Origin of the sequence: Curtobacterium sp. MCBA15_007, from assembly GCF_001864905.1 — a bacterium.
Classification (GTDB): domain Bacteria; phylum Actinomycetota; class Actinomycetes; order Actinomycetales; family Microbacteriaceae; genus Curtobacterium; species Curtobacterium poinsettiae.
Genome location: NZ_MJGM01000023.1, coordinates 58,545 through 78,341 on the forward strand (window position 1 = coordinate 58,545; position 19,797 = coordinate 78,341).

The 19,797-nt window shown below is 70.3% G+C and carries 18 protein-coding genes; 3 read left to right on the forward strand and 15 right to left on the reverse strand.

What is annotated here, in order from left to right; all coding sequences use genetic code 11:
* Positions 1-44: 44 nt before the first annotated feature.
* From ruvX to BIU95_RS11280, 5 genes are all read right to left on the reverse strand, one after another.
* Positions 45-488: a Holliday junction resolvase RuvX gene (ruvX, locus tag BIU95_RS11260; protein ID WP_175470762.1), complete on the reverse strand. Its 444-nt coding sequence runs from the start codon at positions 486-488 to the stop codon at positions 45-47.
* An 8-nt stretch (positions 489-496) separates the two neighbouring features.
* Entirely contained in the window at positions 497-3,154 is a 2,658-nt protein-coding gene (gene alaS / locus BIU95_RS11265; RefSeq protein WP_071251705.1) for an alanine--tRNA ligase, read from the reverse strand.
* Between the two features lie 60 nt (positions 3,155-3,214).
* On the reverse strand, positions 3,215-3,397 hold the full coding sequence (locus BIU95_RS11270; protein WP_017887167.1) for a hypothetical protein: 183 nt from the start codon (positions 3,395-3,397) through the stop codon (positions 3,215-3,217).
* A gap of 123 nt (positions 3,398-3,520) precedes the next feature.
* Positions 3,521-4,150, reverse strand: a complete 630-nt coding sequence (gene rpsD, locus BIU95_RS11275) for a 30S ribosomal protein S4 (protein ID WP_017887166.1) — start codon at positions 4,148-4,150, stop codon at positions 3,521-3,523.
* A 249-nt stretch (positions 4,151-4,399) separates the two neighbouring features.
* Positions 4,400-5,752: a replication-associated recombination protein A gene (locus BIU95_RS11280; protein ID WP_083389349.1), complete on the reverse strand. Its 1,353-nt coding sequence runs from the start codon at positions 5,750-5,752 to the stop codon at positions 4,400-4,402.
* A gap of 129 nt (positions 5,753-5,881) precedes the next feature.
* Here BIU95_RS11280 and BIU95_RS11285 point away from each other — a divergent pair, with 129 nt between their 5' ends.
* Both BIU95_RS11285 and BIU95_RS11290 read left to right on the forward strand, forming a co-directional pair.
* A complete protein-coding gene (locus BIU95_RS11285) occupies positions 5,882-6,694 on the forward strand; it encodes a peptidylprolyl isomerase (RefSeq protein WP_071251706.1) in 813 nt (270 codons plus the stop codon).
* A gap of 113 nt (positions 6,695-6,807) precedes the next feature.
* Positions 6,808-8,040 (forward strand): DUF349 domain-containing protein, encoded by a 1,233-nt coding sequence (locus BIU95_RS11290; RefSeq protein WP_017887163.1) that lies wholly within the window; start codon positions 6,808-6,810, stop codon positions 8,038-8,040.
* Positions 8,041-8,192: 152 nt separating this feature from the next.
* Here BIU95_RS11290 and BIU95_RS11295 read toward each other — a convergent pair whose 3' ends face one another.
* The 5 genes from BIU95_RS11295 to BIU95_RS11315 are packed head-to-tail and all read right to left on the reverse strand — an operon-like array spanning position 8,193 to position 11,455.
* The gene (locus BIU95_RS11295; RefSeq protein WP_071251707.1) at positions 8,193-9,155 is read right to left on the reverse strand and encodes a bifunctional riboflavin kinase/FAD synthetase; all 963 of its coding nucleotides are present in this window, start codon (positions 9,153-9,155) and stop codon (positions 8,193-8,195) included.
* An 8-nt stretch (positions 9,156-9,163) separates the two neighbouring features.
* On the reverse strand, positions 9,164-9,616 hold the full coding sequence (locus BIU95_RS11300; protein ID WP_017887161.1) for a hypothetical protein: 453 nt from the start codon (positions 9,614-9,616) through the stop codon (positions 9,164-9,166).
* 45 nt (positions 9,617-9,661) lie between these two features.
* Entirely contained in the window at positions 9,662-10,027 is a 366-nt protein-coding gene (locus tag BIU95_RS11305) for a hypothetical protein (protein WP_042540201.1), read from the reverse strand.
* A complete protein-coding gene (truB, locus tag BIU95_RS11310; RefSeq protein ID WP_071251708.1) occupies positions 10,024-10,986 on the reverse strand; it encodes a tRNA pseudouridine(55) synthase TruB in 963 nt (320 codons plus the stop codon). Before truB ends, BIU95_RS11305 begins: the two co-directional genes overlap by 4 nt.
* A gap of 22 nt (positions 10,987-11,008) precedes the next feature.
* Positions 11,009-11,455, reverse strand: a complete 447-nt coding sequence (locus BIU95_RS11315) for a hypothetical protein (RefSeq protein ID WP_052481889.1) — start codon at positions 11,453-11,455, stop codon at positions 11,009-11,011.
* A 79-nt stretch (positions 11,456-11,534) separates the two neighbouring features.
* On the opposite strand from BIU95_RS11315, the gene BIU95_RS11320 reads away from it, so the two are divergent.
* Complete coding sequence (locus tag BIU95_RS11320; protein WP_071251709.1) at positions 11,535-12,434, forward strand: A/G-specific adenine glycosylase; 900 nt, start codon at positions 11,535-11,537, stop codon at positions 12,432-12,434.
* Here the strand turns inward: BIU95_RS11320 and rbfA are convergent.
* The 5 genes from rbfA to BIU95_RS11340 form a co-directional block, all read right to left on the reverse strand.
* Positions 12,431-12,901: a 30S ribosome-binding factor RbfA gene (gene rbfA / locus BIU95_RS11325; RefSeq protein ID WP_042540197.1), complete on the reverse strand. Its 471-nt coding sequence runs from the start codon at positions 12,899-12,901 to the stop codon at positions 12,431-12,433. The genes BIU95_RS11320 and rbfA overlap by 4 nt on opposite strands.
* 114 nt (positions 12,902-13,015) lie before the next feature.
* On the reverse strand, positions 13,016-15,868 hold the full coding sequence (gene infB / locus BIU95_RS11330; protein ID WP_042540195.1) for a translation initiation factor IF-2: 2,853 nt from the start codon (positions 15,866-15,868) through the stop codon (positions 13,016-13,018).
* Between the two features lie 74 nt (positions 15,869-15,942).
* Positions 15,943-16,254 carry a YlxR family protein gene (locus BIU95_RS17765; RefSeq protein ID WP_042540193.1) on the reverse strand — a complete coding sequence of 104 codons (312 nt, stop codon included), beginning with the start codon at positions 16,252-16,254 and terminating at the stop codon, positions 15,943-15,945.
* A 68-nt stretch (positions 16,255-16,322) separates the two neighbouring features.
* Positions 16,323-17,318, reverse strand: coding sequence for a transcription termination factor NusA (gene nusA / locus BIU95_RS11335; protein WP_031259736.1), 996 nt, complete (start codon positions 17,316-17,318; stop codon positions 16,323-16,325).
* A gap of 258 nt (positions 17,319-17,576) precedes the next feature.
* Positions 17,577-19,328: a proline--tRNA ligase gene (locus tag BIU95_RS11340; RefSeq protein WP_071251710.1), complete on the reverse strand. Its 1,752-nt coding sequence runs from the start codon at positions 19,326-19,328 to the stop codon at positions 17,577-17,579.
* Positions 19,329-19,797: the final 469 nt, after the last annotated feature.

Consider the following 19,797-nt stretch of genomic DNA (forward strand, 5'->3'; position numbering starts at 1 on the left):
GGACTGACGACGGGAGCACCCTTGCGCGGTACCGGGCAGCCCTGTCAGGGAAGCGTGGTGCCCGGAGGGGCACCTGCACTGCGCTCGTGGTCGAGCGCGTGTTGCAGAATGATAACAGCGGCTGCTTGGTCGATCACGGCCCGGGACTTCTTCGTGTTCTTGCCGGCCTGGTGCAGCCCGCGCTGGGCGGTCACCGTCGACAGTCGTTCGTCCACCAGGCGCACCGGACGACGCGCTGCGATCCGGGCGGCGAACACGCGGGCGTCCTCGGTCGAGGCGGTGTCCCCGCCCGACATCGACAGGGGCAGACCGACCACGACCTCGACGACGTCGTACTCGTCCGCGAGCTCGAGGATGCGCCGGAGGTCCTTCGAGTCGTCGCGACGGACGGTCTCGACCGGCGTGGCCAGCAGGCCGTCACGGTCGCACACCGCGACCCCGATCCGGGCGCGCCCGACGTCGACGCCGAGCCGCCGCCCGGACCGGATGCCCACGGTCAGCCCGCGAGCCGTGCGGTCACGGCACGGAGCGCCGCGGGGAGCGCGCCCGCGTCGGTCCCGCCGCCCTGCGCCAGGTCCGGCTTGCCACCGCCACCGCCACCGAGCACGCCGGCGGCCTCCTTCGCCAGGGGGCCCGCCTGCACGCCCGCAGCACGAGCGGCGTCGTTGGTCGCGACGATCACGATCGGCTTGCCACCGACGACCGCCCCGAGCACGACGACGGCAGCACCGTCACCGAGCTGGCCCCGCACACCGGTGGCGAGCGAGCGCAGGTCGTCGCCGGACTGCAGTCCGTCGACCGTCTCGGCGACCACGGTGGTGGCACCGACGGTCGTGGCGTTGCGAGCGATGGCGGGCACGCGCTGCTGCAGGTTCGCCGACTCGTACTCGGCGAGCTTCTTCTGGGCGCTCCGCAGGTCCTCCATCAGGTTCTGCACGCGGGCCGGCAGGTCGGCACGGGGTGCCTTGAGCGCGCTGGAGAGCTGCGACACGATCGTGCGCTCGACGGCGAGGTCGCGGAACCCCTCGAGCCCGACCAGCGCTTCGACGCGGCGGTTCGTCGAACCGACGCTCGACTCCCCCACCAGGTTGACGAGTCCGATCTGTGCACTCGAGGCCACGTGGGTGCCACCGCAGAGCTCGCGGGACCACGGGCCGCCGATGTCGACCATGCGGACCTCGGCGCCGTACTTCTCACCGAACAGCGCCTGCGCGCCGAGGGCCTTCGCCTCGTCGATGGGCAGGATGCGCGTGGACACCTCGAGGTCGGTGCGGATCGCGGTGTTCACGACCTCCTCGATCTCGGAGCGGGTCTCGAGCGACACGGGCTGCGACCACGAGAAGTCGAGGCGCATGTAGCCGGACTTGTTGTACGAACCGGCCTGCAGCGCCTCCGGCCCCAGGATGTCGCGGAGCGCCGCGTTCACCAGGTGCGTCGCGGAGTGTGCCTGGGTCGCGCCACGGCGGTACTCGGCATCGACGACGGTGCTCGCGGCGTCGCCGACCCCGACCTCGCCGGAGCGGACCTGCACGGTGTGGCTCCAGAGCCCGGAGACCGGTCGCTGGACGTCGAGGACCTCGAGGTCGAACCCGTTGCCGACGATCGAGCCCTGGTCGGCGTCCTGGCCGCCGGACTCGGCGTACAACGAGGTCTCGCCGAGGATGACCTCGGCGATGTCGCCCACCACCGCGCGGTCGACGCTGACGCCGTCCACGATGATGCCGAGCACGCGCGTCTCGGTCTCGAGTGCGTCGTAGCCCAGGAAGGTCGTCTCGCCCTTCGCCCGGAACGCGCTGTAGACGCTCAGGTCGGCGATCGCGGTCTTCTTGCTCTTCGCGTCGGCCTTCGCCCGGGCGCGCTGCTCGGACATCAGGGTCTCGAACGCCGTGCGGTCGACGTGCACGCCGGCTTCCTCGGCCATCTCCATCGTCAGGTCGATGGGGAACCCGAAGGTGTCGTGCAGCAGGAACGCCGTGTCGCCGCCGATCGACGGGGCACCGTCCTGCTTCGCGCGCTCGACCGCAACGTCGAGGATGGTCGTGCCCTGCGCCAGGGTGCGGAGGAAGGTCTCCTCTTCCGCGTAGGCGATGCGGGAGATCCGGTCGTAGTCGGACGCCACCTCGGGGTAGGCGTCGCGCATCGCGTCGCGGGACGCCGGGAAGAGCTCGGGGAACGTGGCGGCCTCGACGCCGAGCAGGCGCATGGCGCGCACGGTCCGGCGGAGCAGGCGACGGAGGATGTACCCGCGGCCCTCGTTCGACGGGCTCACGCCGTCGGCGATGAGCATCAGCGAGGAACGGACGTGGTCGGCGATGACACGCATGCGCACGTCATCCTCGTGCACGGCACCGTAGCGACGACCGGAGATCTCGGCCGCGCGGTCGAGCACCGGGCGCACCTGGTCGATCTCGTACATGTTGTCGACGCCCTGCTTGATGAAGGCGACGCGCTCGAGCCCCATGCCGGTGTCGATGTTCTTGTTCGGCAGTTCGCCCGTGATCTCGAAGTCGTACTTCGACCGCACGTCGGCGATCTGGTACTGCATGAAGACGAGGTTCCAGATCTCGACGTAGCGGTCGTCGTCGGTGGCCGGGCCGCCGTCGATGCCGTGGTCGGGGCCGCGGTCGAAGAAAATCTCGGAGCAGGGACCCGCGGGTCCGGGCTGCCCGGTCGACCAGTAGTTCGTGTCCTTGCCCAGACGCTGGATCCGCTCGTCGGGCAGCGACGAGTGCTGCTTCCAGAAGGCGATCGCCTCGTCGTCCTCTTCGTAGACGGTGACCCAGAGGTCGTCGGGCGAGAAGCCGAGCCCCCCGTCGGTCTCCGACTTGGTGAGGAACTCCCAGGCGAACTGGATCGCCTGCTCCTTGAAGTAGTCGCCGAACGAGAAGTTCCCGTTCATCTGGAAGAACGTGCCGTGGCGAGGGGTCTTGCCGACCTCTTCGATGTCGTTCGTCCGGATGCACTTCTGCACGCTCGTCGCCCGCGGGAACGGCGCCGGGATGAGCCCGGTCAGGTACGGGATGAACGGCACCATGCCGGCGACCGTGAAGAGGAGCGACGGGTCGTCGGAGACGAGGGACGCGGACGGGACGACGGTGTGGCCGCGGTCACCGAAGTACTGGAGCCAACGGCGGCGGATCTCTGCGGTCTGCATGGTGCTTCCTGGGTTCAGGTCGTGGGTGGAGGAGAGTCGTGACAGCTCGAAGCGGAGCGCTCAGACGTCCGTGCGGAGCTCGGCGTCGCGCGATCGGTAGCCGTCCGCGACGGCACCCGTGAAGGCCTTCGTCTTGGCGTTCACCTCGGCGAAGAGCCGGGCGCCACCGGAGGTCTGGGCGACCCGGTGTGCGACGGCGAAGCCGATGACGATGCCGACGGCGACGAAGAACAGCTGCTTCACGGTGCCTCTCCCTCTGTGCACCCGGGCGGTGCATGCCCGGACAAGCTTAGCCGCCGGTGCCGGAACGCCGAACGGCGGGTCGCCCTCGAGAGGACGACCCGCCGTTCGGGTGTGATCAGTGGATCAGCGAGCTGCGTAGTACTCGACGACGAGCTGCACTTCACAGGTCACGGGGACCTCGGCGCGCTTCGGGCGACGCACGAGGCGGGCCTGGAGCTTCTCGATCTCGACCTCGAGGTAGCCCGGGACCTTCGGGAGGACTTCCTGGTGGCCACCGGCAGCGGCGACCTGGAAGGGCTCCATCGACTCGGACTTCGCCTTGACGTGGATCAGCTGGCCCTCCTTGACGCGGAAGGAGGGGCGGTCGACGAGCTTGCCGTCGACGAGGATGTGACGGTGCACGATCAGCTGACGGGCCTGCGCGGTGGTGCGGGCGAACCCGGCACGGACCACGAGGGCGTCGAGGCGCTGCTCGAGGAGCTCGACCAGGTTCTCACCGGTCAGGCCCTTCGTCTTGCGGGCCTCTTCGAAGACGATGCGGAGCTGCTTCTCGCGGATGCCGTACTGGGCGCGCAGACGCTGCTTCTCACGGAGGCGGACGGCGTAGTCGCTGTCCGCACGACGGCGCGTACGGCCGTGCTCACCGGGCCCGTAGGGGCGCTTCTCGAGGTAACGGGCCGCCTTCGGCGTCAGCGGGATGCCGAGCGCGCGCGACAGGCGGGTCTTGCTGCGGGTACGTGACTTGGTAGACACAGGGTCCTTTTCTCTGTTCGAACTGAATACTCGCCGGGCACTCCAACAGCACGCTCAGTGGTGCAGCACGTGCTCGGTCCCGACGACGGGATCCAGAGGGATGAGCCTGTGGGATCGGACGGCTACAGTCCGAACCTCTGGCCCCGTACCACCGGAGTGGCACTCTGTCCTCGACGCAGCCGTGCTCGAGGACCAGGACGTAGGCCCGGCAATGCTAGCAGCATCCAGCCCGGCGCAGAAGCACCGACACTAGTGCCCGCGTGTGATCTTCCGGAGTCGTTCGAGCCGCGGCCCGACCTCTCGCTCGTACCCGTTGGCCGTCGGGGTGTAGTACTCGGTGCCCTCGAGGGCGTCCGGCAGGTACTGCTGCTCGGCGACCCCGTGCTCGGCGTCGTGCGAGTAGACGTACCCCTTGCCGTGCCCGAGTCGCTTCGCCCCGGCGTAGTGCGCGTCGCGCAGGTGCATCGGCACGGTGCCCATCCGCCCCGCCTTGACGTCGGCCATCGCCTGGTTCACTCCGTTGTAGGCGGCGTTCGACTTCGGTGCCGTCGCCAGGTAGACGACCGCCTCGGCCAGGGGGATGCGGCCCTCGGGCATGCCGATGAGCTGGACGGCCTGCGCCGCGGCGACCGCGATGGACAGCGCCTGCGGGTCGGCCATGCCGATGTCCTCGGACGCGGAGATGATGATCCGCCGCGCGATGAACCGGGAGTCCTCGCCGGCCTCGATCATGCGGGCGAGGTAGTGCAGGGCTGCGTCGACGTCGCTCCCCCGTACCGACTTGATGAACGCGCTGATGACGTCGTAGTGCTCGTCGCCCTGTCGGTCGTAGCGGAGCAGTGCCCGGTCGACCGCGGCGGCGACGGTGTCGGCGTCGACGACGGGCACGGTGTCGTCGTCATCGTCCTGCGCCGCGGTGGCCGATGCCGCAGCGGCCTCGAGCGCGGTGAGGGCGCGTCGGGCGTCACCGGAGGCGAGCCGGATGATCGAACTGCGGGCTTCGTCGCCCAGGACGACGGCGCCGCCGAGGCCCCGGGGGTCCTCGACCGCACGGTCGACGAGCATGCCGAGGTCGGGATCGGTGAGTGGTTTGAGCGTCAGGAGCAGGGAGCGGGAGAGCAGCGGCGAGATGACCGAGAACGACGGGTTCTCGGTGGTGGCTGCGATCAGGATCACCCACCCGTTCTCGACGCCGGGCAGCAGGGCGTCCTGCTGGGCCTTGCTGAACCGGTGGATCTCGTCGAGGAACAGCACCGTGGTCGACCCGTACAGGTCGCGGTGGGTCAGTGCCTTCTCCATGACCTCGCGCACGTCCTTCACGCCGGCGGTCACGGCGGAGAGCTCGACGAACTCGCGGCCGGACTGGCGTGCGATGGCCTGCGCCAGCGTGGTCTTCCCGGTGCCGGGCGGACCCCAGAGGATCACGGAGACCCCGCCGGGGTTGTCACGCGTGCCGGTGGCGAGCTGCACGAGGGGTGAGCCCCGCCCGAGCAGGTGCTGCTGGCCGGCGACCTCGTCGAGGCTGGTCGGTCGCATCCGGACGGCGAGCGGGACGGAACCCTGCGCGAGACCGGCGCGACCACCCGTGGTGGGCGCGTGCATGCCCGAACGATCCGCTGCCATCCTGCAATCGTAAGCCGCACCACCGACGCACGCCGCGCCTCCGAGCCGGTGGCGGTGACCGTTCGGCTACGCTCGTTGCACACTGCGACGAGAGGGCAGACCAGCACCGTGGCACCGAAGAACCCAGCGCGTGACAACCGTGAGGCGCGCGAGCGGCTCCGCCTCTACCAAGCCCGTCAGGGCCTGCACGAGCGGCAGCGCAGCCGCCGTGTGCGCGACAACCTGATCGGTGCAGGCGCCCTCGTCCTCGTCGCGGCCCTCGCCACCGGGTCGCAGCTCGCCTTCGCCGGGTCGCGGGGGTCGGACGCCCCGACACCGAGCACCTCCGCGTCGTCCACGGCGACGCCGTCGGCCAGTGCGACGGCCGGCAACACCGGCGACGTGCCGAGCAAGTCGATCGCGAAGGGCGCGACCTGGACGGGCACGCTCACGCTCAACAAGAGCATCGACCTCGGCATCGAGCTCGACGGGGCGAAGGCACCGCAGGCCGCGAGTGCCGAGATCTCGTTGATCCGCGACCAGTTCTACAACGGCACCACGTGCCACCGACTCGCCGACAGCGCCGGTCTGAAGTTCCTGCAGTGCGGATCCGCGAACGGCGACGGTACCGGCGACGCGGGCTTCGAGTACGGCCCGCTCGAGAACGTGCCGAAGGACGGCGTCTACGAGAAGGGCACGATCGCGATCGCTCGGTCGGACTCCCCCTACTCGCAGTCGACGCAGTTCTTCATCGTCTACGGGGACACCACGCTCGACGGCTCCACAGGCGGCTACACGGTCGTCGGGAAGGTCACGAGCGGCCTGTCCGAGCTCGAGTCGGAGATCGCTGCGAAGGGCATCGCGTCCCCCGGCAGCGACGGCACCGGCGAGCCCAAGGTGACGACGAAGATCACCGACGCGACCATCGCGGAGCAGAAGTAGTCCACAACCCGTCGCACCGGTCGGGCGGCGGAGCCCGTCCGTGCAATAGGCTGACGACCTGACCGTGCCGACGGTGACGTCGGCGATGCACGACCACGATCGAGGCGAGACCTGTGGGATCTGACGAAGCAACGACCTGGGGGCGGGTCGACGAGAACGGGACCGTGTACGTCCGGTACGAAGAGACCGAACGTGCTGTCGGTGAGTACCCGGACGCCACCCCCGAAGAAGCACTCGCCTACTTCGCGCGGAAGTACGCCGACCTCGAGGGGCAGGTGAAGATCGCCGAGCAGCGCGTCCAGCGCGGCGCGTCGGCGAACGACGTCGCCCGGACGGTCGAGCACCTGACGGCCCTGGTGGCCGACGCACGGGTGGTGGGCGACATCAAGTCGCTCGAGACCCGCGTGGGTGTCCTGGCCGAGCAGCTCGGCTCGCTCACAAAGGAGCAGGCAGAGCAGGCGCAGCAGGCCCTGCAGGACGCGCTGGCGCACCGCACCGCCCTGGTGGAGGAAGCCGAGGCACTCGCCGCGGTCGACCCGGCGCGCGCGCAGTGGAAGCAGATCACGGCGCAGCTCGACGACGTGTTCGCACGCTGGCAGCAGCACCAGCACGACGGGCCCCGGATCCCCAAGAACGAGGCGAACGACCTCTGGAAGCGGTTCCGCGCAGCGCGGTCCACCGTCGACCAGCACCGTCGTGCCTTCTACTCCGAGCTGGACGCACAGCACCGTGACGCCCGGACCCGCAAGCAGGAGCTCGTGGCGCAGGCCGAGGCCCTCGCACCCCGCGGCTCCGACGCGATCCCGGACTACCGTCAGCTCCTCGACGACTGGAAGAACGCCGGGCGTGCGGGCAAGCGGCACGACGACGCACTCTGGGCGCGCTTCAAGGCCGCCGGTGACGTGCTGTTCGAGCAGCGCCACGCCGAGAGCGCGGCCGAGAACGAAGAGTTCTCCGCCAACCTCGAAGCGAAGCAGGCCCTGCTGACCGAGGCCGAGCCGCTCCTGCAGGCGACCGACCGGGTCGCCGCGCGCAAGACCCTGACCGGGATCCAGCGCCGGTGGGACGAGATCGGCAAGGTCCCCCGCGCCGATGTCCGTCGTGTCGAGGACCGCCTGCGCGCGATCGAGGACCACGTCCGTGGGCTCGAGGACGCGCACTGGAAGGAATCGAACCCGGAGCGCAAGGCCCGTCAGAACGGTCTCGCGAGCCAGCTCGAGGACGCCATCGGCAAGCTCCAGTCCGAGCTCGCCGCGGCCCAGGCCACCGGTGACGCCCGGAAGATCAAGGACGCGCAGGAAGCCCTCGACGCCCGCAAGATCTGGCTCGACGCCCTGGGCGGCTGAGCCGCAGCACCACCCACGACGCCCCCGCGACCGGAACGGTCACGGGGGCGTCGTCGTGCGGGCCGAGCACAGCGTGCAGGCCGACTCAGCGTGTAGGCCGGATCAGCGTGCAGGCCGGATCAGCGTGATCGCGGGGACGGCGGACACGCGGCTCAGACCGGCGCGGGCAGCCCGAGGAGCAGTCGGATGTCCAGGTCGTCCTGGCGCATCTGCGCGGCGAGCTCGTCCATCGACGAGAACTTCACCATGCCGCGAACGTACGACACGAAGAGCACCGAGATCCGGTCGCCGTACAGGTCGATGTCGACGTCGAGCAGGTGTGCCTCGATCTGCTTGGCCGGCACGCCCTCGAACGTCGGGTTGTTGCCGACCGACACCGCGGCCGGGTAGACCGTGCCGTCGTGGAGCACCCGCGCAGCGTAGACACCGTCGGCGGGGACGAACCCCTCGCACGCCGGATCGAGGTTCGCGGTGGGGTACCCCATCGCGCGGCCGCGCTGGTTGCCGTGCACCACGACGCTGCGGACGGCGTGTTCACGCCCGAGGAGCCGTGCGGCCTCGGCGACGCGGCCCTGGCCGAGCAGCTCACGGATCCAGGTGGAGGACACCCGGCGCTCGTCGTCGGGTCGGACGTCGTCGATCAGGTCCACGTCGTCGATGAGCTCGACCGTGAACCCGTGCTGCTCCCCCAGGACACGCAGCAGGGAGACGTCACCGGCGCCCTTCGCGCCGAAGCGGAAGTCACTGCCGACGAACACCAGGCGGGCGTGCAGGGTGTCGACGAGGATCTCGGACACGAACGCCTCGGGCGACTTCAACTGGAGTTCCTGGTCGAAGCGGAGCAGCAGGGTCGCGTCGACCCCGGCGTCCTCGAGCAGTTCGCGGCGTTGCGCGGTGCTCGTCAGGGCCGGCGGGACGTGCGGTGGGTCGATCACGTTGAGTGGGTGCCGGTCGAACGTGACCACGGTCGCCACGAGGTCGTGCTCGCGCGCGGCACGCTCCAGGTGCGCGATGACGGCTCGGTGCCCGACGTGCACACCGTCGAACTTGCCGATGGTGACCGCACTCGGCCCGAACCCGTCCGCCACGTCGGCGGTGTCCTCATAGAACTGCACGGCGGCCCCTACTCGCTCGCCGGGGCAGTGGACGAGGACGCAACCGGTGTCGGCTCGGCGACCGCGGTGCGGTGGTGCTTGCGGAGCCACCAGAGCCCGGCGATCGGGAGCACGAGCGGCGCGAAGGCGTAGCCCATGCCGTAGTACGACCAGATGGTGTCGTCGGGGAACAGCTGACGGTCGAACAGCGACAGGGTGCCGATGACGAGCACCCCGGTCATCTCGAACGCGATCGTGACGCAGGCGACCCGGTACCAGAACCGACCGGGCACGATGAGGGCGATCATCGCGACGATGTACACCACCGCGGCGACGGCGCTGAGCGTGTACGCGAACGGTGCGAACGAGAACTTCTCGATGATCTGCACGACGCTGCGTCCGGTCGCCGCCAGCGCGAGGATGCCGTACACGGCGATGAGGACGCGGCCGATGCCGGTCGCGAGTGAGGATCTGGTCGCCATTGCACCGATTCTACCGACGCGCGGCTGCGCGCATGACCTGCGACGTCAGTTCAACGCGAACCAGATCTGGTACATCCGGTAGACCATCACCGCGACGGTGAAGGCCCCGGCGCCGAGCACCACGGTGCTCCACTTCGTCCGGTCGATCAGCGCCCACACGACCGCGGCCGGTGGGACGAGCAGCACCGACACCGCGTACACCCCGAACTCGAGTGCGTTGCCGTCGGGCGGGCTGCCCGTCGCCGGCAGCACGATCGAGATGACACCCTGCACCAGGAGCAGCAGCTCGATCAGGACGAGGGCGCCGACGGTGTAGTCGTTCGGCTTCCAGCCGACGAACCCCACGACGACCGCGAAGAGCCCCACCACGACTGCGAGCACCAGTTGCACCCACATGAACCACTCGATCACGCGCGCGCTCCGGTCTGCGAGGAAGACGACGCACCGGGCGCCGGGAAGTTGGTGATGACCCGGAGCAGCCCGCGCCGGACGGACACCAGGCCCACGAGCCGGTCGTCGGAGGCGGTGACCGCTGCCACCGGCCCGTCCGAGTCGGGGTGCTCCGCGGCGACGCGCTTGCCGTCGGTGAGGTCCTTCGCCGACGCGGCATCGAGGGTGACGGAGGAGAACAGTCGGCGGGCGATGTCCGCCGGACGTGCGAGCGCGGCGCGGACGTCGACGGCATCGTCCTCGAGGTCGATCGCGTCCTGCACGTCGAACGGTCCGACCCGGGTCCGACGGAGCGCGACGAGGTGTGCGCCGGTGCCGAGCGTCGCGCCGACGTCACGGGCGAGCGCACGGACGTAGGTGCCCGAGGAGCAGGTGACGACGACATCGAGGTCCACCACGGCGACGTCCGTGCCGTCCACGGTGACGGTCCGGTCGTTGCGGTTCGTGACGTCGAACTGCGAGACGGTCACCGTGCGGGACTTGAGTTCGACCGCCTCACCCTTCCGCGCCAGGTCGTAGGCGCGGCGCCCGTCGACCTTGATCGCACTGACGGTGGACGGGACCTGGTCGATCACACCGCGCTGTTCGGCGACGGCAGCCTCGACGGCGGCCTCCGAGACGTCGGCAACGGCCACACCGGGAGCCGTGGTGGGCGTGCCGTCGGCGTCGTCGGAGTCCGTCGACACACCGAGCCGGATGGTCGCCGTGTACGTCTTGTCGAGCCCCACCAGGTGCGTGAGCAACCGGGTCGACGGCCCGATGCCGAGCAGGAGCAGCCCGGTGGCCATGGGGTCGAGGGTGCCCGCGTGGCCGACCTTCTTCAGGCCGAGTCGCCGGCGGGCGATGGAGACCACCCGGTGGCTGGAGATCCCCTGCGGTTTGTCGACGAGGAGGATGCCGTCCGGCGCGGTTTCGAGCACCAGGAGAGATTACCAGCGCCGGTCAGCAGGCGTCGTTCCACTCACGGCGGGGGTGCTCGGGATCGGTGACGTCGAGCACCGCGGAGGCCGCGATCTTGACGTCGGCCCGGCGCTCGAGCCGCCCGGCTTCCTGCTCCACCCACAGCGACCAGCGCCACAGGGTGCGGACCCCGGGGGCGAGGAGGCCCCGCCCGTGCACGATCAACACGCCGTCGCCGGCACCGGTCGTGCGGAAGGGCGTGACCAGATCAGCCCGGAGCGTGTCCTGGTCGGCCGACGGCGCAGCGGCCGCCATGGCGGAGACCCCGTGCTGCTCGAACCCGGAGACGAGCGCGGCGGCGACCCGTTCGAGGTCGGTGCCGTCCTGCCCGTCGATGCCGATGACGGTGCGGTTGGTGCCGACCTGCGCGATCGCCTCTGCAGCGATCGCGGCCATCGTGTCGGTCTCTTCGGGTGCCCAGCGTGCCATGCGTCCACCGTAGGCTGTCGTGGTGAACGCGAGTCGGGCCTCCAGACAGAATGTGGACAACCCGACTGCGGGAGCCGGTGTGCAGGAACCGGCCACGCCGGAACGGCCCGACATCGCCACCCCGCTGATCACGTGGTTCCGGCAGCACGCGCGGGACCTGCCGTGGCGCCGCCCCGGCTTCCCCGCCTGGGGCACCCTGGTCAGCGAGATCATGCTGCAGCAGACGCAGGTCGCGCGCGTGATCCCCCGTCTGGAGGCGTGGCTCACCCGGTGGCCGACGCCTCGCGACCTCGCGGACTCGCCTCCGTCCGAGGCGGTGCGCGCCTGGGACCGGCTCGGCTACCCGAGACGCGCGCTCGCGCTGCACGCAGCGGCGACCGCGATCGCGACCGACCACGGCAACGTGGTGCCTCGGGACGTCGACGCCCTGCTCGCGCTGCCGGGCATCGGCGACTACACCGCACGGGCCGTCGCGGTCTTCGCCTACGGCGACCGGCACCCGGTCGTCGACGTCAACGTTCGCCGCGTGCTCGCACGGGCGGTCCTCGGCCAGGGCGAACCCGGGCCGGCGAAGGCGAAGCAGGACCTCCCGCTGATGGAGTCCGTCCTGCCGGTGGACCGTGACGACGCCGCGGCCACGAACGCCGCCGTGATGGAGCTCGGCGCCCTGGTGTGCGTCTCACGCTCCCCCGCGTGCGACGCCTGCCCGATCGCGGACCGCTGCGCCTGGCGTGCTGCCGGCTACCCGGAGCACGACGGACCGCGGGCACCGCGCCAGGCGAAGTTCGCCGGCAGTGATCGGCAGGTCCGCGGCCTGATCATGGCCGAGCTGCGCGCCAGCGACGTGCCGGTCACCCGGACCGAGATCGAACCGGTGTGGCCGGACGCCGACCAGCGCGACCGGGCGCTCGCGTCGCTGCTGCGTGACGGTCTCGCCGTCGGCGACGGCGCGAGCGGCTACCAGCTGCCCGGGGTCTAGGAACGGGCTTCGGCGGCGCCGTCGTCCTCGGAGTCGTCGTCCTCGTCGTCCTCGTCGCGCTTGTACGGGTCAGCGTCGCCGGCGTACGTCGCGCCGACCGAGGCCGCACGGACCTGCTCGTCGCGCACCTGGGCCTGCACGAGCAGGTCCTCCATGTGCGCCGAGGTCTCGGGCAGGGCGTCTGCGATGAACTCCAGCGACGGCGTGAGCCGGGCGGTGATGTTCTTGCCGACCTCGGACCGGAGCATGCCGGTCGCGGCCTTGAGCGCCGCTGCGGAGTCTGCGCGCTCCTCGTCGGTGCCGTAGACGGTGTAGAAGATCGACGCGTGCTGCAGGTCACCGGTCACACGGACGTCGGTGATCGTGACGAACCCGAGTCGCGGGTCCCGCAGACCCTTGTCGAGTCGACGTGCGACGACTTCCTTGATGCGGTCCGCCATCTTGCGTGCGCGCTGCGGATCGGCCATGTGGGTGCCTCCTGAGGCAGTGGCGGGACGCTTCCCGCCGGTGGTCCTGCGTGGGAAAGGGGTCGGGCCCCGGCCTCCCGCGTGGGGAGGCCGGGGCCCAGAGGAGTCACGCGATCAGTCGCGCGGCTTCTCGACGAGTTCGGTCGTCTCGACCTCGTCGCCGATCTGGATGTCGTTGAACTTGCCCAGACCGATACCGGCTTCGAAGTCCGTGCGGACCTCGGTCACGTCGTCCTTGAAGCGACGCAGCGACTCGATGGCCAGGCCATCGGCGACCACGACGCCCTCGCGGATGACGCGCGCCTTGGCGTTGCGCGTGATCGTGCCGGAGCGGACGATGACACCCGCGATGTTGCCGAACTTCGAGGAACGGAACACCTCGCGGATCTCGGCGACGCCCGACTGGACCTCTTCGTACTCGGGCTTGAGCATGCCCTTGAGGGACTGCTCAATGTCGTCGAGTGCGTTGTAGATGACCGAGTAGAAGCGCACGTCGATGCCTTCGCGCGCCGCACGTTCACGGGCCTTGACGTCCGGACGGACGTTGAAGCCGATGACGATGGCGTTGTCGATCGTGGCGAGGTCGATGTCCGACTCCGTGATCGCACCGACACCGCGGTGCAGGATGCGGAGCTGGACGCTGTCGTCGACCTCGATGTCCAGGAGCGACTGCTCGAGTGCCTCGACGGCACCGGAGACGTCACCCTTGATGATGAGGTTGAGCGACTCGACCTTGCCCTCTTCGAGCGCACGGGTGAAGTCCTCGAGCGAGATGCGCTTGCGCGACTTCGCCAGCAGGGCGTTGCGCTCGGCCGCTTCACGCTTCTCAGCAATCTGACGGGCCGTGCGGTCTTCTTCCGTGACGAGGAAGGTGTCACCGGCGCGGGGCACCGAGGACAGACCCTGCACCTGGACCGGGCGGCTCGGCGTCGCAGCCTTGACCGCGACCCCGTTCTCGTCCGTCATCGCACGGACACGGCCGTACGCCGTGCCGGCCACGATGGCGTCACCGACGTGGAGCGTGCCGGACTGGATGAGCACCGTGGCGACTGCACCGCGACCCTTGTCGAGTCGGGCTTCGATCGCCACACCACGTGCGTCCTTGTCGGGGTTGGCACGCAGGTCGAGACCGGCGTCCGCGGTGAGCAGCACGGCGTCCAGGAGCTCCTGGATGCCGATGTTCTGCCGCGCCGACACGTCGACGAACATGACGTCGCCGCCGTACTCCTCGGCCACCAGGTTGTACTCGGTGAGCTGCTGGCGGACCTTGGCGGGGTTCGCGCCTTCCTTGTCGATCTTGTTGACCGCGACGACGATCGGCACACCGGCCGACTGCGCGTGGTTCAACGCCTCGATGGTCTGGGGCATGATGCCGTCGTCCGCCGCGACCACGAGGATCGCGATGTCCGTCACCTGGGCACCACGGGCACGCATGGCCGTGAAGGCTTCGTGACCCGGGGTGTCGATGAAGGTGATCGGGCGGTCGATGCCCTCGTGCTGGGCGACGATCTGGTACGCACCGATGTGCTGGGTGATGCCACCGGCCTCGCCCTCGACGACCTTCGAGTTGCGGATCGCGTCGAGGAGGCGGGTCTTGCCGTGGTCGACGTGACCCATGACGGTGACCACCGGCGGCCGCTGCTGCAGCACGTCGTCGTCTTCGTCCTCGAGTTCTGCTTCGAGGTCGATGTCGAAGCCCTCGAGGAGCTCCTTGTCCTCGTCCTCGGGCGAGACGATCTGGATCTTGTAGCCCAGCTCGTCGCCCAGGACCTCGAACGTGGCCTCGTCCAGCGACTCGGTCGCGGTCGCCATCTCACCGAGGTGGAACAGCACCGTCACGAGGTTGCCGGGCATGGCGTCGATCTTGTCCGCGAAGTCCGAGATGCTCGCACCACGACGGAGTCGGACGACCGTGTTGCCGTCGCCACGAGGGACCTGCACACCGCCGAGCGACGGGGCCTGACGCATCTCGTACTCGGCGCGCTTCGTCCGCTTCGACTTGCGGGCACGGCTCTTGCCGCCACCGCGACCGAACGCACCGGCGGTACCACCACCGGGGCCACGACCACGGCCACCGCCACCGGCGGGACGCGGGCCGCTGAAGGCCGGACGCGGGAAGCCGCCACCGGCACCGCCGCCGGCACCCGGACGGGCACCGGGGCCGCCACGGCCACCACCCTGGCCCGGGCGCTGCCCGAAGCCGTTGGGACGGTTGCCCTGACCGGGACCACCCGGACGCGGAGCACCCGGACGGGGCGTGCCCGGACGCGGGGGCTGCGGACGTGGGATGCCACCGCCACCGGCTGCGCCGGCGGCCGGGCGCTGGCCCATGCCCTGGTTGGAGGAGTACGGGTTGTTGCCGGGGCGCGGCGGGCGCGAGCCCATGCCCTGGTTCGACGAGTACGGGTTGTTGCCCGGACGTGCACCCGGCTTGGGGCCACCCGGCTTCGGACCGGCCGCCGCGGGAGCCTTCGGGCTGCTGCCCGGCTTCACCGCGTCGGACTTCGGTGCCTCGTCGGTCGAGTCGCCGGCCTGCGCGGCGGCCTGCTGCTCAGCGGCCTGCTTCTCGGCACGGGCCTTCTGCGCGGCCTCGGCCTCGGCCTGCCGCTGGGCGACGGACTTCGGTGCGGCCGGTGCCGGCACGTCGGCAGCGGGTGCTGCCGGGGCCTCGGGCTCCGGCGCGGGGGCCGGACGAGCCGGACCCGGACGGGGGCCGCCGGGCTTGGGTGCACTCGACTTCGGCGCGCTGGCCTTGGCGGGTGCGCTCGGCGCGGACGCCGAGTCGGCGGGCTTCGACGCGGGGACGCCGTCTGCCTGCAGGGCGGCACGGAGCTTCCGTGCCACGGGGGGCTCGATGCTCGAGCTGGCACCCCGGACGAACTCGCCGAGCTCCTTGAGCTTTTCGAGTGCGGTCTTGCTGTCGACGCCGAGTTCGCTTGCGATCTCGTGTACGCGTGGTTTAGCCACTGTTCTCCTTCACGGGTCCCACCCCGCGAAGGGGCAGGACTCAATGGATGACGGGTCTCACTTCGAGCCGCTCATCAGTTGTCCATAAGCCGTTCAGCCTGTTCTGTCATGTCCGGGCGCTCGGCCGGTTCCTGTGGGAGACCGGCGATGTGGTCGAGCACCGCGGACGTGTCGGGATCGCGATCCAACCGGAGCGCACGGCGGAAAGCCCTGCGCTTGACGGCCAGATCGTAGGCATCGACGGTCGGTGTGAGCCATGCTCCCCGGCCCGGCATGACTGCCTTCGGATCCGCCACGACACGGCCATCGCTCAGGGCGACGACTCGGAGGAGGGAGGATCGGGAAGCGCGACGGCGACTGCCGATGCACGTTCTGACGGGAACCACTCTACTCCTTGCCTCGGACGTGCGCGATCCGGCGCGCCCTCGAGGGGCACGCCGGGGGCGAAATCGTCCTAGTCCTCGCCGTCCAGGATGGAGTCCGGCTGGATGTCGATGCGTGCACCGGTGAGCTTCGCGGCGAGGCGGGCGTTCTGGCCTTCCTTGCCGATCGCGAGCGACAGCTGGTAGTCCGGCACGAGTGCGCGGACGGCCTTGGTCGAGGCGTCGAGCACGAACGCGCTCGTCACCTTGGCCGGCGACAGGGCGCTCGCGACGAACGACGCCAGGTCGGACGAGTAGTCGACGATGTCGATCTTCTCGGCACCGAGCTCGTTCGTGACGGACCGGACACGTGCGCCGAGCTCGCCGATGCAGGCACCCTTCGCGTTGACACCGGGCTCGTTGGCCTTGACGGCGATCTTCGTGCGGTGACCGGCCTCGCGGGCGAGGGAGGTGATCTCGACGACGCCGGACGCGATCTCCGGGACCTCGAGCGCGAAGAGCTTCCGGACCAGGCCCGGGTGCGTGCGCGAGACGGTGATCTGCGGACCCTTGTTGCCGCGGGCGACACTCGTCACGTAGACGCGGATGCGGGAGCCGTGCGTGTAGGACTCCCCCGGCACCTGCTCCTCGGGCGGCAGGATCGCCTCGATCGTGCCGAGGTCGACGTGCACCATCTTCGGGTTCGGGCCCTGCTGGACCACGCCGGCGACGATGTCGCCTTCCTTGCCGCGGAACTCGCCGAGGATCTTGTCGTCGCCGATGTCGCGCAGGCGCTGGTTGATGACCTGCTTCGCCGCGAAGGCCGCGATGCGCCCGAAGTCGCTCGGCTGGTCGACGGCTTCACCGATGACAGTGCCCTCGTCGTCGAGCTCGGGGACGTAGACGCTGACCTCGCCGGACTTGCGGTCGAGCTCCACACGCGACTGCGCGTGGGCCGGCTCGCCGTTCTCGTCGGCGTGCTTCTGGTAGGCGGTCAGGATGGCAGATTCGATGATCTGGACGAGCTCGTCGAACGGGATCTCCCGCTCGCGCTCCATGAGTCGCAGGACTGCGAGATCGATCTTCACCGAGGTGCCTCCGTATTCAGATGAGTCGCTCCTGCGGGGTGGAACTGCGCAGAAGTCGGCCACAAGCGTACCCCAGAACCAGACGGCGGACAGGAGGCCCGTGGCGGCGTCGCCACGGGCCTCCCGTCCGCCAGGTGGTCACGTCCAGGTCGTGACACGCCGTCGTCTCGCCGAGACGCCGCCAGATGCGCGAGACGCCGCCCGGTTGGGCGGCGTCTCGTCGGATCGGCGGTGTCCAGTGGACACGACGGCGTCGTGTCAGATCGCGCGGACCGTGTCGAGCAGTTCGGCCACCGGCACGTCGCGGCGGTCGCCCGTCGCACGGTCCCACAGCTCGACGACGCCGTCGGCGGCGCCGCGACCCGCGACGACGACGATCGGCATGCCGAGCAGTTCGGCGTCACGGAGCTTCACGCCGGGCGACACCTTCGGGCGGTCGTCGTAGAGCACGTCGAACCGTTCGCCCTCGAGCTCGGCGACGACCGAGGATGCCAGCTCGTAGGCGACCTGGTCGCGACCCGTGGCGACGATGTGCACGTCGAACGGTGCGACGTTCTTCGGCCAGACCAGGCCCTTCTCGTCGTTGTGGGACTCGGCCAGGATCGCGAGGATGCGGGTCACGCCGATGCCGTAGGAGCCCATCGTCACCGTGGCGAGCTTGCCGTTCTCGTCCTGCACCTTGAGGCCGAGCGCCTCGGCGTACTTGCGACCGAGCTGGAAGACGTGCCCGATCTCCATGCCGCGGGCGGTCTCGAGGGGGCCGGAGCCGTCCGGGGACGGGTCGCCGGCACGGACGTCGGAGACCTCGACGACACCGTCGGCCACGAAGTCGCGGCCGGCGACGAGGCCGGAGACGTGCACGCCGCGCTCGTTGGCGCCGGTGATCCAGCTCGTGCCGTCGACCACGCGCGGGTCGACGAAGTAGCGGATGCCGGTGGCGCTGTCGGCACCGAGGACCTGCGGGCCGATGTAGCCCTTCACCAGGCCACGGTGCTTCTTGAAGTCGTCGTCGCCGGCGGCCTCGACCTCGGCCGGGGCGAACGACACCTCGGCGCGCTTCAGGTCGACGTCGCGGTCACCGGGCAGGCCGACGACCACGACCTCGCGCGTGCCGTCGAGGTGCGTGAGCGCGAGGACGACGTTCTTCAGCGTGTCGGCCGCGGTCCACGGTGCGCCGTCGCGCGGGGCGACCTGGTTGGCGTGGGCGACGAGGGTGTCGATCGTCGGGGTGTCCGACGCCGGCAGGAGCACGGGTTCGGGCTGGCCCTCGACCGGCAGGGACTCGGGGACCGGGGTGACGTACGCCTCGACGTTGGCCGCGTAACCGCCGGCGCTGCGGACGAAGGTGTCCTCGCCGACGCCGATCGGGTGCAGGAACTCTTCGGACTTGGAGCCGCCCATCGCGCCGGCATCGGCCTTGACGATGACGTAGTTGAGGCCCAGGCGGGCGAAGATCTTCTCGTACGCATCGCGCATGACCTGGTAGCTGCGCTCGAGCCCCTCGTCCGTGAGGTCGAACGAGTACGCGTCCTTCATCGTGAACTCGCGGCCGCGCAGGAGGCCGGCGCGGGGCCGGGCCTCGTCGCGGTACTTGTCCTGGATCTGGAACAGGGTGACCGGCAGGTCCTTGTAGGACGAGTACAGGTCCTTCACCAGGAGCGCGAACATCTCCTCGTGCGTGGGGGCGAGCAGGTAGTCGGACCCCTTGCGGTCCTGCAGGCGGAACATGCCGTCGCCGTACTCGGTCCAGCGGTTCGTCGCCTCGTACGGCTCACGCGGCAGGAGCGCTGGCAGCAGGACCTCCTGCGCACCGGCTGCGACCATCTCGTCGCGGATGATCGCCTCGATCTTGGCGCGCACCCGGAGGCCGAGCGGCAGCCAGGCGAAGATCCCCGGGGACTGGCGACGGACGTACCCGGCGCGGACGAGCAGCTTGTGGCTCGTCACCTCGGCGTCGGAGGGGTCGTCGCGGAGCGTACGGAGGAACAGATGCGAAAGCCGTGTGACCACGGGGCAAGCCTAGTGGCGGCGGGCCGGCGGCGCGGGTTCCCGGCGGTGCCCCCGCCGCTGTGCGCGAGGATCGCCGCTCGGCACGGTGCGAGGTTCACCGGCTCGTGCGGCACGAGCCGCTCCGTGCGCGCCTGCGGGCTCGCACGGGGCGATCAACCCGGCTGCCGCTCGCGAAGTCCGCACCGTGCCGACGGGACGCACGTCGAGCAGCCGCGCCGGGCCTCCAGGCCGTTCACCGGCGCGGCACGCGCGTCGCCGGCGTCGCAGGCGTCGCGGAGCAGCGCCGCACGGTGCGGGGTTGATCGGCCGGTGCGGCACCAGCCGCTCCGTGCGCGCCTGCAGGCTCGCACGGGGCGATCAACCCGACACGGAACCGCGAAGCACGCACCGTGCAGACCGGCGCTGTCGCCAGCGCCGGCGCCCCACGACGACGGACCGGAGGCCCGGTGCCAGCTGGCACCGGGCCTCC